Below are 15034 nucleotides of genomic sequence, written 5' to 3' on the forward strand. Positions count from 1 at the left end.
GCGGCGATGACCCGGTCGGCGCAGCCCCCGCCCCGTCCGGCCGCGCCCCGCTCGCACCTGTCCGGTTCATGGCTTTTGGTGTGAAGTGGCGTTGTCCTGCGGGCGTACCGCGAGCTCACCGCACTGGAGGAAAGAAGCGTGCAGACCGACATCGACCCCCGGGACCTGATCGGCCACAAGGCGGTCGACCGCAACGGGGACAAGATCGGCACCATCGACGAGGTGTACCTGGACGACGCCACCGGCCGGCCCGAGTGGGCCGCCGTCCGGACCGGCATCTTCGGCCGGGACGCGTTCGTCCCCCTGACCACGAGCGAGTTCGCCGGCGACGAGCTTCGGGTGCCCTACGACAAGTCCCTGGTGAAGGACTCACCGGACTTCGGCGTGGGCCAGCACCTGTCGCCCGCCCAGGAATTCCAGCTCTACCGCTACTACGGCCTGGACACCCCGGCCGAGGGACGGTCGCCGGCGGCCGGCGAGGTCCCGCGGGCGGAGGCCGACGACCTCGACTTCGGCACCACCGCCGGCACCGGCGCGGCCGCCGCCCACACGCCGGCCGCCCACCCGCCGGCCCCGCACACGACGGCCCCCGCCACCAACGGGACGGGCGCGACCCACGGCACCAACGCGGCCCGCCCGGCCAAGCAGCTCACCTTCCACCGGGCGGCCGACCTCGACAAGCCGGCCGACCCCACCCCGGAGACGCACATGCGGCCCCTCGCCACCCCCGCGCCGGTCGCCCCCTCGACGCCCCCCGCCCCGGCCCCCGCCGCGGCCCCGGCTCCCGTCACCCCCGCTCCCGCTCCGGCGCCCGTCCCGGCCGACGCGGCACCCACCGCACCGCAGCCCGCCGCCGAGCCGCACCCTCGGCCCGCGCGGCCGGCGAACGACCCGGGCGCCTCCTCCCCCACCGGCCGGGTGGAGATCACCTGCCGCGAGGAGCGCCTGGACATCACCACCGAGTGGCATGTGATCGGCACCGCCAGGCTGCGCAAGTACGTGACCAGCGAGCAGGTGGAGCGCCGGGTCCCGGTGGTCCACGAGCGGGTCCGGGTGGAACGGATCCCGGTCGGCGAGGCCGAGCGGGCCGCGCTCGACGAGAAGGAGATCGCCGAGGCGGTGGAGGAGGTCACCCTGCGCGAGGAGCGCCCGGTGGTCCGCAAGTACCTGGCCCCGATCGAACGGGTCCGCCTGGTGATCGAGCGGTACACCACCGAGGAGGTGGTCCGCGAGGAGCTGCGGCGCGAGCAGGTCGAGGTCCACGACAACGCCGCGGCACCGACCGCTCCGGCCTCCCCTCCGCCGGCCGCGCCCCCGGCCCGCCCGGTCCCGGCCCGCCCGCTCGTCTGACCCCGCCCCCCGAGGGACCCCGGCCGCCGCGGCCGGGGTCCTTCCTTTTTACCAAGGCTTAACCAATGAATATTTGACACTCTGAAGTATCTCCCGGCATGGTTACTTCAGTTCATTCACTATGTACGGGAGGAAGCAACCGTGAGTGAGGCACCACAGCCCACCACCGCGGCCGAGAAGCAGAGCAGCGCCCGGGTCCTGCCGGCCCTCATCCTGGCGATGCTGTCGTTCAGCGTGGTGCAGACCGCGGTCGTCCCGATCCTGCCCTCGCTCGCCAAGGAACTGAGCGTCTCCGGCTCCAGCATCACCTGGCTGATGACGGCCAACCTGCTGTCGGCCGCCGTGCTGACCCCCCTGCTGGGCCGCTTCGGCGACCTGCGCGGCCGCAAGCCGATGCTGCTGATCTCGCTGGCCGGCCTGGTCGCGGGCTCCGCGCTCGCGGTCTCCACCCACTCCTTCACCTGGCTGGTCGTCGCCCGCGTGCTGCAGGGCGCCGGCGGTGGCGTGCTGCCGCTCGCCATCAGCATCGTCCGCGACGAGCTGCCCAAGCAGAAGGTGACCGGCGGCGTCGCCGCCATCAGTGCCTCGATGGGCGTCGGCAGCGGCCTCGGCCTGGTCGCCACCGGCCTGCTGCTGGAGCACTGGAGCTACAAGTCGATCTTCTGGATGGGCCTGGTCTTCGGCCTGATCGCGGTCGCCCTGGTCGCCCTGCGGGTGCCCACCGACCCGGTCACCGACAAGGACGGCGGCGCCGACCCGCTCGGCGCGCTCACCCTCGCCGGCTGGCTCTCCGCCCTGCTGGTCGCGGTCAGCCAGGGCAACAACTGGGGCTGGACCTCCACCAAGACCCTGGGCCTGTTCGCCGTCGCCGCCGTGGTCGCCCTGATCTGGGGCGTCATCGAGGTCAAGGTCGCGCACCCGCTGGTCGACATGAAGATGATGTCCCGTCCGGCCGTCGCCTTCACCAACCTGGCCGGCCTGCTGATCGGCTTCGGCATGTACGGCTCGTTCATGGTCATCAGCAACTTCGCCCAGACCCCGGAGAAGCTCGCCCACTACGGCTTCACCGCCACCGTGCTGCACGCCGGCGTGATGCTGCTGCCCTCCGCCCTCGGCTCGATGGTCGCCGCCCCGCTCGGCGCCCTGCTGATCGCCCGCCGCGGCCCGCGCCTGCCGCTGGTCCTCGGCGGTGTCCTCGGCGCCGTCGCGATGGCCTACCTGGCCCTGCGGCACAGCCACGAGGGCGACATCTACCTCTCCTCGGCGATCTTCGGCCTCGGCATCGGCCTCGCCTTCTCGGCGATGCCCGCCTACATCAACGGCGCCGTCCCGGTCGAGCAGAGCGGCATCGCCAACGGCATGAACGCGGTGCTGCGCACCGTCGGCGGCGCGATCGGCACCGCCGTCATGGCCGCCATCCTCACCGGCGACACCATGAAGCTGCCGATCCCGGTCTCGCTGCCCACCCTGGACGCCTACCAGCACGCGTTCTGGACCGCCGCCGTGGTCTGCGTCGTGGCCGGCGCCGTCCCCTTCCTCATCCGCACCGTCAAGCCGGCCACCTCGGTGACCCTCGGCAACCGGACCGCGGACCTGACCTCCGGCCGTGAGCCGGTGAAGACCGACGCCTGACGAGGCGTCCGACCCGCGCCCAGGGACAGGGCGCGGGGACCGGACCCGGACGGTCGCCGAGGGCATCGCGACCGTCCGCGGCCCGGAACCGCACGCGGCCCCACCCGGCACTCCCGCCGGGTGGGGCCGCTTCGCGCTCGCGTCCTACTCGTCGTCGTCCACGTCCTCGGCCGGCCACCCCTCGCGCAGCGGCAGCGGCCTGGCCGGCTCCAGCGCCGGATCCTCGATCGCGAAGGTCCGCACCCGCCCCGGCCCGCTCCACGGCGTCTCGAAGCGCACCGTCACCCGGCCCACCCCGCTGCCCTGCACCCACCCCGGCCCGTACTCCGCGTGCCGCACGTCCTGCCCCGGAAGCCAGCGCCGCACCACCGCGGCCTCCTCCTCGACCGCCTCCGGCTCCTCCTCCGCGCCGGCCCCGGCACCCGCCGCGGCCGCGGCCTCCGCCTCCTCCCGGACGGCCTGCGCGAACAGGTCCTCCTGGGTGTAGTCGGCCAGCTGCGCCACCCCGACACCCAGCAGCCGCACCCCGCCGGTGATGTCCACCTGCGAGGCCAGCCGCCGGGCCGTCTCGACGATCACCGTCTCGTCGTCCGTCGGGCCGCGCAGCGTCTCGGAGCGGGTCAGCGTCGAGAAGTCGAAGCGCCGGACCTTCAGCACCACGGTCCGCCCCGAACGCCCCGCGCCGCGCAGCCGCCGCACGCACCGCAACGCGAGCGCCTCCACCTCCCGCAGCACCCGGTCCCGGTCGGCCAGGTCCACCTCGAAGGTGTCCTCCACCGAGACCGACTTGGCGTCCTGGTCCGCCACCACCGGCCGGTCGTCCAGACCTATCGCCATCTGGTGGACACCGACCCCGTGCGCCCGGCCCAGCAGCTGCACCAGCTCCGCCTCACCCGCCGCGGCCAGCTCCGCCACCGTGGTCAGCCCCGCCCGGCGCAGCACCTGCTCGGTGGCCGGGCCGATCCCCGGCAGCGCCCGCACCGGCATCGGCCCGAGCACCGCCCGCTCCTGCCCCGGCTCGATCAGCACCAGCCCGTCCGGCTTGGCCTGCTCGGAAGCGATCTTGGCCATCAGCTTCGACCCGGCCGCCCCGACCGAGGCGGTCAGCCCGGTGCGCCGCTCGATGTCCGCCCGCAGGTCCTCCGCCAGGGCCAGCACCAGCCGCTCCCCCGTGCCGTGGTCCGCCTCGGCCAGCACCGGGCCGTACGGACCGGCCTCCAGGTCGACGAAGGCCTCGTCCAGGCTCAGCGGCTGCACCAGCGGCGACAGCTCCCGCAGCAGCGCCATCACCAGCTCGCTCACCTGCCGGTACGCCTCGAAGCGGCCGGCCAGGAAGGCCGCGTTCGGGCAGAGCCGGCGCGCCTGCGCCATCGGCATCGCCGAGTGCACCCCGAACCGCCGCGCCTCGTAGGAGGCCGTCGAAACCACCCCGCGCCCGCCGAGACCGCCGACGATCACCGGCTTGCCGCGCAGGCTCGGCTTGGCCGCCTGCTCCACCGACGCGAAGAAGGCGTCCATGTCGAGGTGGATGATGCTCGGCAGTGACCGCACCCGCCGATCATGCCGCACGGGTCCGACAACACCGCCGAACCCGGCCGCCGCCTCAGCGCGCGGCCCGCTCCCGGCCGGCGTCCGCCAGCGCCCGCGGTATGCCCGGCTCGCTCGGGCCGAGGAACAGCGGGTCCGGCCGAAGCCAGGCGTTCAGAGCCGCCTTCCCGGCCCCCGGGATCTCCCGGAGCCCGCCGTACAGCCAGGTGGCGTCCCGCACCTCCGGCACCCCCACCGCGTACGACTCGATCCCCGCCGCCTCGCAGAGCGCCAGCGCCCGGCGGACGTGGAAGTCCTGGCTCACCAGCACCGCCCGGTCCACCCCGAAGATGCGGTGCGCCCGGGTGCAGGAGTCCCAGGTGTCGAACCCCGCGTAGTCGCCGACCACCCGCACCTCCGGCACCCCGTGCTCGATCAGGTACCCGCGCATCGCGTCGGTCTCGTCGTAGCCGCTCCGGCCGTTGTCGCCGGTCACCAGGATCGCCTGGACCTTCCCCGTCCCGTACAGCTCCACCGCCGCGTCCAGCCGGTGCGCCAGGTAGGGCGAGGGCCTGCCGTCGAACAGCCCGGCGCCGAACACCACCGCCACCGGCGCCGGGGGCGCGCTCGCCACCGTCCCCACCCGGTCCCCCGCCGCCAGCCACAGCCAGGCACTCGGCGCGAGCGCCAGCGAGCAGCCGACCGTCACCAGCTGGAACAGCCGCCGCTGCGCCGGCCGCCGGCGCAGCCGAAGGCCGAGCCGCACCGCCCGGCGCGCCAGCAGACCGGGGATCCCGGGACCGAACCGCACATGCCCTCCCTCAACTCGGTTCACCCCGGGCACGACGACGCCGTGGGCCCGGACGGTTCCCCGTCCGGGCCCACGGCGTCGCTCGAATGTTCCTACACGGCCCGGTTGCGCCGCTGCGCCAGCTCGTCCGCCGGGTCCTGGCCGACCACCGTCTCACCGGTGTCCGTCCGCTCCGCGTGCAGCCGCACCAGGGTCAGCTCCAGCTCCCGCCAGACCGCGCCGACCGCGATCCCGAAGACCCCCTGGCCGCCCTTCATCAGGTCGACCACCTGCTGGGGGGTCGTGCACTCGTACACCGTCGCGCCGTCGCACATCAGCGTCAGCCCGGCCAGGTCGGCGACCTCGGCGGCCTGCAGATGGGCGACCGCCACCCGGATGTTCTGCAGCGAGACGCCGGCGTCCAGCAGCCGCTTGACGATCTTCAGCAGCAGGATGTCGCGGAAGCTGTAGAGCCGCTGGCTGCTCGCCGGGTACACCGAGCGCACACTCGGCTCCAGCAGGCCGGTGCGGGCCCAGTAGTCCAGCTGGCGGTAGGTGATCCCGGCCGCCGCGCAGGCGGTGGGACCCCGGTAGCCGATCAGCTCGGACGTCGGTGAGAGCCGCTCCAGGGCCGGCTGGCCGGGCTGCACCGCGGGGAACCGGCCCACCCTCGGCAGCTCCGCCGTCCGGGGCAGTTCGGTCACCTTGCGGGTGGTGCGCGGCAGGTGCACGGCGCACAGGCCTCCCGCGGCCACTTCATCGCCAGTGCCGGTCATGCCTACCTCCGTCCACTCGTGCTGCGGGCAACCCAGACCGCGGGCGATCGGGCACCCGGGCAGCTCCTCCTGACGGTAGGCAGTCCCCCATGGCCCGTCAACGATCGCCACGCCGAGCCGAACAGACCACGTCACTCAGGAGAGTGGTTTTTCGTGCCCCTAGTGTGGGTAGGTGCGAGCATTTTGGCAAAACAGCCGTATCACCTACGGCACCTCGGCCCGCCGGCCGGTTCCGCGGCGCCCCCGGGCCGCGCCCCGGCCCTACTGCGGGCCGCCCCCGCCGAAGTCCTCCGGCGACACCTGGTCGAGGAACTCGCGGAACTTCTCGACCTCGTCCTCCTGCTCGTCCGGGATCGCGATGCCCGCCTCGGCGAGCACCTCCTCGCTCCCGTAGATCGGCGTGCCGGTGCGCAGCGCCAGCGCTATCGCGTCGGACGGCCGGGCGCTCACCTCCACCCCGCCGGCGAAGACCAGCTCGGCGTAGAAGACGCCCTCGCGCAGATCGGTGATCCGGACCTCGGTGAGCTGCTGGCCGAGCGCCTCCAGGACGTCCTTGAACAGGTCGTGCGTCAGCGGGCGCACCGGCGTCATGCCCTGCTGGGCGAAGGCGATCGCGGTCGCCTCGCCGGGGCCGATCCAGATCGGCAGGTACCGATCGCCCCCTACCTCCCGCAGCAGCACGATCGGCTGGTTGGAAGGCATCTCCACCCGGACACCCACGACGTCGAGCTCATTCACACAGGCAACCCTATGGCTCCCGACCCGGATATGAAAGCGCAGCGCCGACACCGCTGGTCAGCGCGGTGGGCCCGCAGGGGCCCGGGTCACGACCGGATCCGCAGGCCCGCCTGGACCATCGCGGCGTGCAGCCGGACGGACAGCGTCGCGAGTTCCCGGGCGGTCGCCTCGGCGTGCGCCCTGGTCTGCGGGTTGCGGTGCCGCCGCAGCGGCGCCACGACCTGCTCGACCAGCGCGACCTCCCGGTCCGCGGCGGCCTTCATGGCCCGCAGGTGGCGCGGCTCCAGCCCGTACCGGCCGAGCTCCGCGACCAGCCGGGCGACCTGCAGCGCCTCGCCGTCGTAGCCGCCGTCCGGTCCGGGCGCGACCAGCCCGTAGGACTCCCACTCGGCCAGCTCGGCCTCGCCGGACTCGGCGGCCGCCAGCAGCTCGGCCCGGCCCAGCCGGACCCCGGTCGAGGCCTCGGCCGCGGCGGTCAGCTCGCGGTCCGCCTCCTCCAGCGGCCCGGGCCGGGCGTCCGCGGCCGCGGGCAGCGCCGGCGGGTTCTCGCCGCGCTCGATCGCGTCGAGGTGCTCGCGGATCACCCGCAGCGGCAGGTAGTGGTCGCGCTGCATCCGCAGCACATAGGCCAGCCGCTCGACGTCGGCCGGGCTGAACTTGCGGTACCCCGAGGGGGTGCGCTGCGGCTCGACCAGCCCCTCCGCCTCCAGGAAGCGGATCTTGGAGATGGTGACCTCGGGGAAGTCGTCGCGCAGGAAGGCCAGCACGGCGCCGATGCTCAACAGCTCGTCACCACCGCGCCGCCGCCCGGCGGGCCGGTCCGGGCGGACCGGCTGCCTGGGGGCCGCGACCACCCCCCGCGCGCCCTGGTCCGGCCGGGGGCCGGACGACGCGGGGGTGGCCGCCCCGAGAGGAGAGGAAGGGGTGTTCGGACTCACTCGGGCTCCTGCCGACGTTGTTTTCAGTACCCCCGGTTGTGGCTGGCGAAGAAGACCAGCCGGTACTTCCCGATCTGCACCTCGTCGCCGTTGTTCAGGGCGACCTCGTCGATCCGCTCCCGGTTGACGTAGGTGCCGTTCAGGCTGCCGACGTCGGCGACGGTGAAGCCACCGCCCGGCGTCCGGCGGAACTCCACGTGCTTGCGGGAGACCGTGACGTCGTCCAGGAAGATGTCGCCCTGCGGGTGGCGGCCCGCGGTGGTCTTGTCCGAGTCCAGCAGGAACCGGCTGCCGGAGTTCGGGCCGCGCTGGACGATCAGCAGGGCCGAGCCCGGGGGCAGCGCGTCGATCGCGGCCAGCACCTCGGCCGAGAGCGCCGGCGTGCCGGTCCCGGTCGTGGTGTTGGGGTCGTAGGACTCCAGACCGGAGATCGAGATGGTCGAGGTGGTCTCGGCCGACCCCTCCGGCAGCAGTCCGCCGCGCAGCGCCGTACCGCAGTTGGAGCAGAACCGCGCGGAGGCCGGGTTCTGGTTGCCGCACCTGGGGCACGGAGTGGGGCCAGCCATGTTCACAGCCTCCTGGCGCGGCACACCCGACGGGTTGTGCCCGGCGTACGGGTCCGGGGCAAACCCTCCACCAGAGGTTGAGGGTCCTGTCGGGAAACCTATGCGCGGGCCGCCGGAGGGGTCAACCGACGCGCCGTAGCCCGCCTGATTCCCCGCGTACTGGGCTCCGGCGCCGTCCCGGAACAGCGGACGCTCGGCGTACTCCGCCCCCTCCGGGGCGGAGCGCATGCCCGGCACGGCGGGCTCGTCGTCCCGGCGGTGCAGCGCGGTGGGCGCCTCCGCCGCGGCCGCGCCGCGGCCCTTGTTGCGACCGAACAACTTCGAGAAGAAACTCACGGGCGAATCCCCTTGCGTGTGACAGACCCGCCCGTGGGGCAGGGTGAGAACCTCGGACAGGATGCGGGCCCGGTCGTGGATCGGGCCGGCTGGAGTGGCGCTCCGAACGTGACGGTCACTTCGGAGCCGGCTTGGCGTGCTGCGGCGTCTTCGGATCGACGAGCGCGTCGACGACCACCTTCTGCTGCTGGGAGATCGTCGCTCGTGCCTGGTGGCTCTCCAGGGTACGGACGACGCCTCCCGGAATGTTCAACGCGGGCGTGAGGTCCTGCGGATTCCCCACGACGGTGAAGCGGTAGGGCGCCGAGACCTTCTTGCCGTCGATCTGCACACCGCCGCCGGACACGTCCGTGAAGTAGGTGTTGACCACCACGCGCACATCGTTGATCTGAATCGCCTCCGCCCCCGCCGCTCTGAGTTCCTGCAGGGTGTCCAGCAGCATATCTGCCTTCACCTGCCCTTGGGGATCATCGACCGTCAGTACGATGCCCGGACCGGTGGCCCGGACGGTCCCGGCGAGGACACCGAGTTCCGTCGCCTTCTTCCTGGTCTGCTCCTGGGCCTCCTTGGCCTGGTTGGAGCTGTTCTCCAACTTGGCCAGGGACTGCTCCAACTCCGCCTTCTCCTGCTGGAGACGCTGCTGACGGCTGTCCAGTTCGTCGAGGATGCGGACCAGGTCCTCCTGGCGCGCGCCGCGCAGCTGACTGTGGTGGTCGTTGGTCGAGCGGACCTGGATCGCCAGTCCCAGGCCGAGCGAGAAGAGCAGCAGGGCCACCACCAGCTGACCGCGCGACAGCCGCGGCGGCCACAGCGCGGCCATCAACCGCCGGCGTCCGGCGTGCCGGTCGACGGTCTGCGCGGAAACCGACATCGGCGCGTGCTCGGGCTCCTCCTGGTCGTCCTCGGGCTCCGGCTCCTCCGCGGGATCCGCCGGCCCGGAGTCAGCACCGGGCGTCTCCGCCGTCACCTCCGGCGCACGCGCTGGCGCAGGCGTCACCACGGGGGCGCGCCGGGGGGCGGGCGGGGCGGACTCGACCTCGGGTTCGGCGTCGGACCCGGCGCGCGGAGCCTCCGCCGGCCGCACGGGCGCCTTCTCAAGGGCCTTTTCGCGGGCCTTCTCGGGCACCTTCTCTGCCCTCTCCGCCCTCTCCGCCCTCTCCACCGTCTCCGCCGGCGCGGCCTCCACCGCGGCCGCCTCGACCGGCCCGGTCACCGCCTCGTCCGCGGACCTTTCCCCGCGCTTCTCCTCCTGCACGACTTCTCCCGCCGATCCGTCCGATTTCTCCTCCGCCGCGCGCCCGCGGCCCGGCTCAGGCGCGGAAGACATGGCGCCGGATCGCCGCGGCGTTGGAGAAGATGCGGATGCCGAGGACGACGACCACACCGGTGGACAGCTGCGAGCCGACGCCCAGCTGGTCGCCGAGGAAGACGATCAGCGCCGCCACCACCACGTTGGAGAGGAAGGAGACGAAGAACACCTTGTCGTCGAAGATCCCGTCCAGCATCGCGCGGACACCGCCGAACACCGCGTCCAGCGCCGCCACCACCGCGATCGGCAGGTAGGGCACCACGGCGTCGGGCACCTCGGGCTGGACGAAGAGTCCGACGACGACCCCGATCACGAGACCCAGTACGGCAATCACGGTGTAGCGGCTCCTGTCGCTGCGGAGGGCGACCCGGTGGTGGTCGCGGTGGTCGGGCGGGAGGTCGTGCTCTTGGTGGCCGGGGCACTGGGCGAGCGCTTGCCGCTCGCCTTCGGCGACGGCGAGGCCTCGCCGGACGGGCTGCCCGTCGCGGCCACCCCGGCGCCGGCGCTCCCGCTCGGGGACGCGCTCGGACTCGCGGCCGCGCCGGCGGTCGGACTCGCGCTCGGACTCGCGGCCGCGCCGGCGGTCGGACTCGGGCTCGTGCTCGCACTCGGCGAGGGCTCGGGGGTGGCGGGCTGCGCGGTCCGCAGGGTGACGCCGACGGCCGCGGGCAGGGTCAGGCTCTTCTGCGCCGAGATGGTCGACTTGATGCCGTACTTCTCCTGGAGCAGCCGCAGGTACTGGCCCGCCATGGCGCTCTCGAAGGCGCTCACCAGCCGCGTGCCGTCGCCGAGCGCCTGCACGGTGTACGGCGGCACCAACGGCCGGTTGTCCACCAGCACCGCCTCACCGGCGGCACGGATCGCGGAGAGCGCGGTGAGCCGCTGCCCGTTGATCGAGACGGCCTCCGCGCCCGAGGCCCAGAGCCCGTTCACCACCAGCTGCAGATCGCGGTCGCGCAGCCGCCCGCTGTTGGAGAAGCCCTGCCCGGCCCGCGGGTCGACGTTCCCGCCGGCGCCGGTGCCCGGCGCGTCCTCCACCACCAGCTTCACCCCGGGCCCGGTCACCTCGCCGAGGCCGACCGCGCCGGCCACCGCCGTCCAGTCCCCCTCGCCCGCGGCGGCGAGCGCCTGCTGCTGGGTGCCCTCGACCTTCCGGCGCAGGTCCTGGACCTGCTGCTGGAGCTTGTCGGCGGAACCGTTGGCATCGTTGATCCGGTGGATCAGCGCGTCGCGCTCCCGGGCGAGCGTCGGCTCCGCCTTGTGGGCGTTCACCGCCCCGACCGTGACCACCGCGCCGACCAGCGCCAGCCCGGCGCCCAGCGTCAGCAGCCCGCGCGTCGTCCCCGGTATCCGGTACGGCCCGTCCCCGCCGCGCGCGGCCGCCGCCTCGGCGTAGCCCTCGTCCAGGCTGTGGTCCATCACATTGGTCAGCAGGGACATCGAGGCATCCGGACGGTTGAACCGTCCACTGCTGGCACCCGGCCTCGGCGTCGCTGACATGCGGACCATCGTCCCATGTCGCGCGAGGGCCCCACGCACGCCCCCTGAGCTGCAGACATGCCAAACCCGGCGGACCGTGACCAACCACCCGAAACGGACAGCGGGGCGGGACGGCCGGCGCCGCCCCGCCCCGCTCCGGGCTCACCGCCCGGCGCTGTCGACCACCGCCGCCCACTCGTCGAGCAGGGCCTCGCTCGCCGCGTCGTCGGGACCCTCGGCCCACAGGTGGGTGACCGCCTCGGCCGGGTCCGGCAGGACCAGCGTCCAGCGCCCGTCCGCCTCGACCACCCGGACACCGTCCGTGGTGTCCAGCCGCCGGCTGCCGGCCGCCTCCACCACCGAGCGCATCACCATGCCCTTCGCCGCCCACGGCGTCGCGAGGTCCCGCCGGCGGATGTGCGCCTGCGGGATCCGCGCGTCGATCTGGCTCAGCGTGAGCTGGGTGCGGGCCACCAGGCCCACCAGCCGGACGAAGGCCGCGGCCCCGTCCAGCACCCCGCTGAACTCGGGCACCACGAAACCGCCGCGCCCGTCGCCGCCGAACACCGTGCCCTCGGTGGAGGCCGCCTTGGCCAGGTCGTCCGGCGTCGTGGTGGTCCAGATGACCTGCGTGCCGTGGTAGGCCGCGACCTGCTCGGCGATCCGGGTCGTGGTCACCGGCAGCGCCACCTGCCCGCTCCGCCGCTCGGCCGCGACCAGGTCCAGCAGGACCAGCAGCGCCCGGTCGTCGTCGATCACCCGGCCCAACTCGTCCACGAAGGCCACCCGCTCGCCCACCGGGTCGAAGCGCACGCCGAAGGCCGCGCGCGAGGAGGCGACCAGCTCGCCGAGCCGTGCCAGCCCGGCCCGCCGCTCCTCGGCGTCCTCGGTGGGCCGCGCCTCGTCGAGCCCGCTGGAGACGGTCAGCGCCTCCACCCCGAGCCGGCCGAGGATGCTCGGCAGAACGAGGCCCGCGCTGCCGTGCGCGGTGTCCACGACCACCTTCAGCCCCGCCTCCCGCACGCCCGTGATATCGACGGTCCGCAGCAGGTTGCCCGCGTAGGAGTCGAAGACGCTGGAGGGGAAGGTGAGGTCGCCGATCTCGCCGGGGAAGGCCCGCCGGTACTCCTGGCGCGCGTAGACGCGGTCGAGCTTGCGCTGGCCGGCCTGGGACAGGTCGGCCCCGCGCTCGTCGAAGAACAGGATGTCCAGCGAGTCCGGCACCCCGGGGGTGGTCCGCAGGAAGATCCCGCCGGCGCTGCCCCGCGCGGTGTGCTGCCGGGCCACCGGCATCGGTACGTTCTCCAGGTCGCGGACGTCGATCGCGCTGGTCTGCAGGGCGGAGATCATCGCCCGCTTGAGCGCGCGCGCACCACGCGAGTGGTCACGCGCGATGGTGACGGTCGCCCCCTTCTTCAGGGTCGTCGCGTACGCCCCGGCCAGCCGCACGGCCAGCTCCGGGGTGATCTCGACGTTGAGGATGCCGGAGACGCCGCGCACCCCGAACAGGTGCTCCTGGCCCCGGGACTCCCAGATCACCGAGGTGTTGACGACCGCGCCCGCCTCGATGGTCTTGAACGGGTAGACCCGGACGTTGGCCGCGATGATCGACTCCTCGCCGACCAGGCACTCGTCCCCGATCACCGCGCCGTCCTCGATCCGCGCGGCCCGCATCACATCGGTGTTCTTGCCGACGACGCAGCCGCGCAGGTTGCTCTGCGGCCCGACGTACACGTTGTCGTGGACGACCGCCTTGTGCAGGAAGGCCCCGCGCTTCACCACGACGTTGCTGCCGAGCACGGTGTGCTCGCGGAGCTCCACACCGGCCTCGACCTTGGCGTAGTCGCCGATGTACAGCGGGCCGCGGAGCACCGCCTCCGGGTCCACCTCCGCGCCCTCGGCCACCCAGACGCCCGGGGAGATCTCGAACCCGTCGAGCTCGACGTCGACCTTGCCCTCCAGGACGTCCGCCTGGGCCTTGCCGTAGCTCTCGTGGGTGCCCACGTCCTCCCAGTAGCCCTCGGCCACATAGCCGTAGACCCGCTTGCCCTCCTTGAGCAGCTGCGGGAACACGTCGCTCGACCAGTCCACCGACTCGCCGGCCGCGACGTAGTCGAAGACCTCGGGTTCCATCACGTAGATACCGGTGTTCACCGTGTCCGAGAAGACCTGCCCCCAGGTCGGCTTCTCCAGGAAGCGCTCGACCCGGCCCTCGTCGTCGGTGATCGTGATACCGAACTCCAGGGGATTCGGCACCCTGGTGAGACAGACGGTGACCAGTGCGTTCTTACTGCGGTGAAACTCGATCAATTCCGACAGGTCGAAGTCCGTCAACGCGTCGCCGGAGATCACCAGAAAGGAGTCGTCCTTGAGAGCGTCCTCGGCGTTCTTGACACTCCCCGCAGTGCCTAGTGGGGTCTCCTCGTTCGCATAGGTGAGATGCATGCCCAACTCTTCGCCGTCACCGAAGTAGTTCTTCACCAGTGAGGCCAGGAACTGGACGGTCACGACGGTGTCGGAGAGACCGTGCCGCTTCAGCAGCCGAAGCACGTGCTCCATGATCGGCCTATTGGCGACCGGAAGCAGCGGCTTCGGCATGCTGGAGGTCATCGGGCGAAGTCGAGTGCCTTCGCCCCCTGCCATAACAACGGCTTTCATTACGGGTGCGTCCTCCTTCGCGGTGGTGGACCCTGTGGGTCCATCAAACCGTTCCAGAGGTGGTCTACCCGGAAGGTATCGTCCGACGCACCGTGTCGCCGTGGGAATTCTCTCAGATCACGTCTCAGACGGTGGACACCGAGGAGCCCGCGCCGCCGCGGATGATCTGCCGCGCCTGCACCGCGTAGAGAATGGCGGCCCACCAGTACAGGACCGTCCCCCACCAGATGAAGCCCCAGCTCACGACCTCGGCCGGCCGGGCGATCCAGCTGTCCCCGGAGCCGAGCAGCAGAAGCGGAAAGGCATACATCAGGTTGAATGTCGCGGCCTTCCCCAGGAAACTCACCTGCAACGGTCCGTAGCCGTGCCGGTTGAGAATCGGCAGAAGCGCCGCGATAAACACCTCGCGGGCCAGCAGGATCCCCGTCAGCCACCACGGCAGGATCTCACGCCAGGTCAGGCCGACAAGGGTGGAGAACACATAGAGCCGGTCCGCCAGCGGGTCGAGCAGCTGCCCGACCCGGCTGATCTGACCCCACCTCCGGGCGAGCTTCCCGTCCAGGTAATCACTGATGCCACTGAGCATCAGAATCAGCAAGGCCCAACCGTCGTTGTTCGGTCCGTCGAACACCGGCCAGAGGATCAGCCAGAGGAAGAGCGGAACACCGACCAGCCGGCCCATGCTCAGCAGGTTGGGGATGGTGAGGACGCGATCGGTCTGGACCCGCGTCTCCTGGACCTCCACCCGGGGGCCTCCTGTCACGTCTAGCAACTACTGCATGTTGACCTTACAACAGAGAAGCCCCCGACCGATGACCGGCGGGGGCTTCTCCAGAAAATTTGTTCGGCGGCGTCCTACTCTCCCACAGGGTCCCCCCTGCAGTACCATCGGCGCTGTGAGGCTTAGCTTCCGGGTTCGGAATGTAACCGGGCGT

12 protein-coding genes, 1 rRNA gene and 2 pseudogenes are annotated in these 15034 nt (G+C 72.5%); 3 read left to right on the top strand and 12 right to left on the bottom strand.

Annotated features, from left to right (window positions below):
* Positions 1-138: 138 nt before the first annotated feature.
* The 3 genes and pseudogenes from ABTX81_RS21750 to ABTX81_RS21760 form a co-directional block, all read left to right on the top strand.
* Positions 139-528 (top strand): annotated as a pseudogene (locus tag ABTX81_RS21750) (PRC-barrel domain-containing protein); the annotation flags it as partial.
* Positions 529-936: 408 nt separating this feature from the next.
* A pseudogene (locus ABTX81_RS39685) lies at positions 937-1350 on the top strand (YsnF/AvaK domain-containing protein); the annotation flags it as partial.
* A gap of 141 nt (positions 1351-1491) precedes the next feature.
* Positions 1492-2982, top strand: coding sequence for an MFS transporter (locus ABTX81_RS21760; protein ID WP_350548158.1), 1491 nt, complete (start codon positions 1492-1494; stop codon positions 2980-2982).
* A 144-nt stretch (positions 2983-3126) separates the two neighbouring features.
* On the opposite strand, the gene ABTX81_RS21765 is transcribed toward ABTX81_RS21760, so the two are convergent.
* From ABTX81_RS21765 to rrf, 12 genes are all read right to left on the bottom strand, one after another.
* Positions 3127-4533 (bottom strand): DNA polymerase IV, encoded by a 1407-nt coding sequence (locus ABTX81_RS21765; protein WP_350548160.1) that lies wholly within the window; start codon positions 4531-4533, stop codon positions 3127-3129.
* A 52-nt stretch (positions 4534-4585) separates the two neighbouring features.
* Positions 4586-5290 carry a SanA/YdcF family protein gene (locus ABTX81_RS21770; protein ID WP_502892823.1) on the bottom strand — a complete coding sequence of 235 codons (705 nt, stop codon included), beginning with the start codon at positions 5288-5290 and terminating at the stop codon, positions 4586-4588.
* A 122-nt stretch (positions 5291-5412) separates the two neighbouring features.
* Entirely contained in the window at positions 5413-6075 is a 663-nt protein-coding gene (locus ABTX81_RS21775; protein ID WP_350548164.1) for a MerR family transcriptional regulator, read from the bottom strand.
* 261 nt (positions 6076-6336) lie between these two features.
* Positions 6337-6813, bottom strand: coding sequence for a bifunctional nuclease family protein (locus tag ABTX81_RS21780; protein ID WP_030062493.1), 477 nt, complete (start codon positions 6811-6813; stop codon positions 6337-6339).
* 86 nt (positions 6814-6899) lie between these two features.
* Positions 6900-7595, bottom strand: coding sequence for a transcriptional regulator FtsR (gene ftsR / locus ABTX81_RS21785; protein ID WP_350548166.1), 696 nt, complete (start codon positions 7593-7595; stop codon positions 6900-6902).
* Positions 7596-7774: 179 nt separating this feature from the next.
* Positions 7775-8653 carry a double zinc ribbon and FHA domain-containing protein gene (locus ABTX81_RS21790; protein WP_502892822.1) on the bottom strand — a complete coding sequence of 293 codons (879 nt, stop codon included), beginning with the start codon at positions 8651-8653 and terminating at the stop codon, positions 7775-7777.
* A 115-nt stretch (positions 8654-8768) separates the two neighbouring features.
* On the bottom strand, positions 8769-9779 hold the full coding sequence (locus ABTX81_RS21795; protein ID WP_502892824.1) for a DUF881 domain-containing protein: 1011 nt from the start codon (positions 9777-9779) through the stop codon (positions 8769-8771).
* 184 nt (positions 9780-9963) lie between these two features.
* Positions 9964-10296 (bottom strand): small basic family protein, encoded by a 333-nt coding sequence (locus ABTX81_RS21800; protein ID WP_344340336.1) that lies wholly within the window; start codon positions 10294-10296, stop codon positions 9964-9966.
* The gene (locus tag ABTX81_RS21805; RefSeq protein WP_350548168.1) at positions 10293-11402 is read right to left on the bottom strand and encodes a DUF881 domain-containing protein; all 1110 of its coding nucleotides are present in this window, start codon (positions 11400-11402) and stop codon (positions 10293-10295) included. The genes ABTX81_RS21800 and ABTX81_RS21805 overlap by 4 nt, the downstream gene beginning before the upstream one ends.
* 201 nt (positions 11403-11603) lie before the next feature.
* On the bottom strand, positions 11604-14099 hold the full coding sequence (locus ABTX81_RS21810; protein ID WP_350548170.1) for a sugar phosphate nucleotidyltransferase: 2496 nt from the start codon (positions 14097-14099) through the stop codon (positions 11604-11606).
* Between the two features lie 124 nt (positions 14100-14223).
* Positions 14224-14844 carry a cardiolipin synthase ClsA gene (gene clsA, locus ABTX81_RS21815; RefSeq protein WP_350548172.1) on the bottom strand — a complete coding sequence of 207 codons (621 nt, stop codon included), beginning with the start codon at positions 14842-14844 and terminating at the stop codon, positions 14224-14226.
* Between the two features lie 97 nt (positions 14845-14941).
* Positions 14942-15034, bottom strand: a 5S ribosomal RNA gene (rrf, locus tag ABTX81_RS21820); the annotation flags it as partial.

This window comes from Kitasatospora sp. NPDC097605 (assembly GCF_040302725.1).
Taxonomy (GTDB): Bacteria; Actinomycetota; Actinomycetes; order Streptomycetales; family Streptomycetaceae; genus Kitasatospora.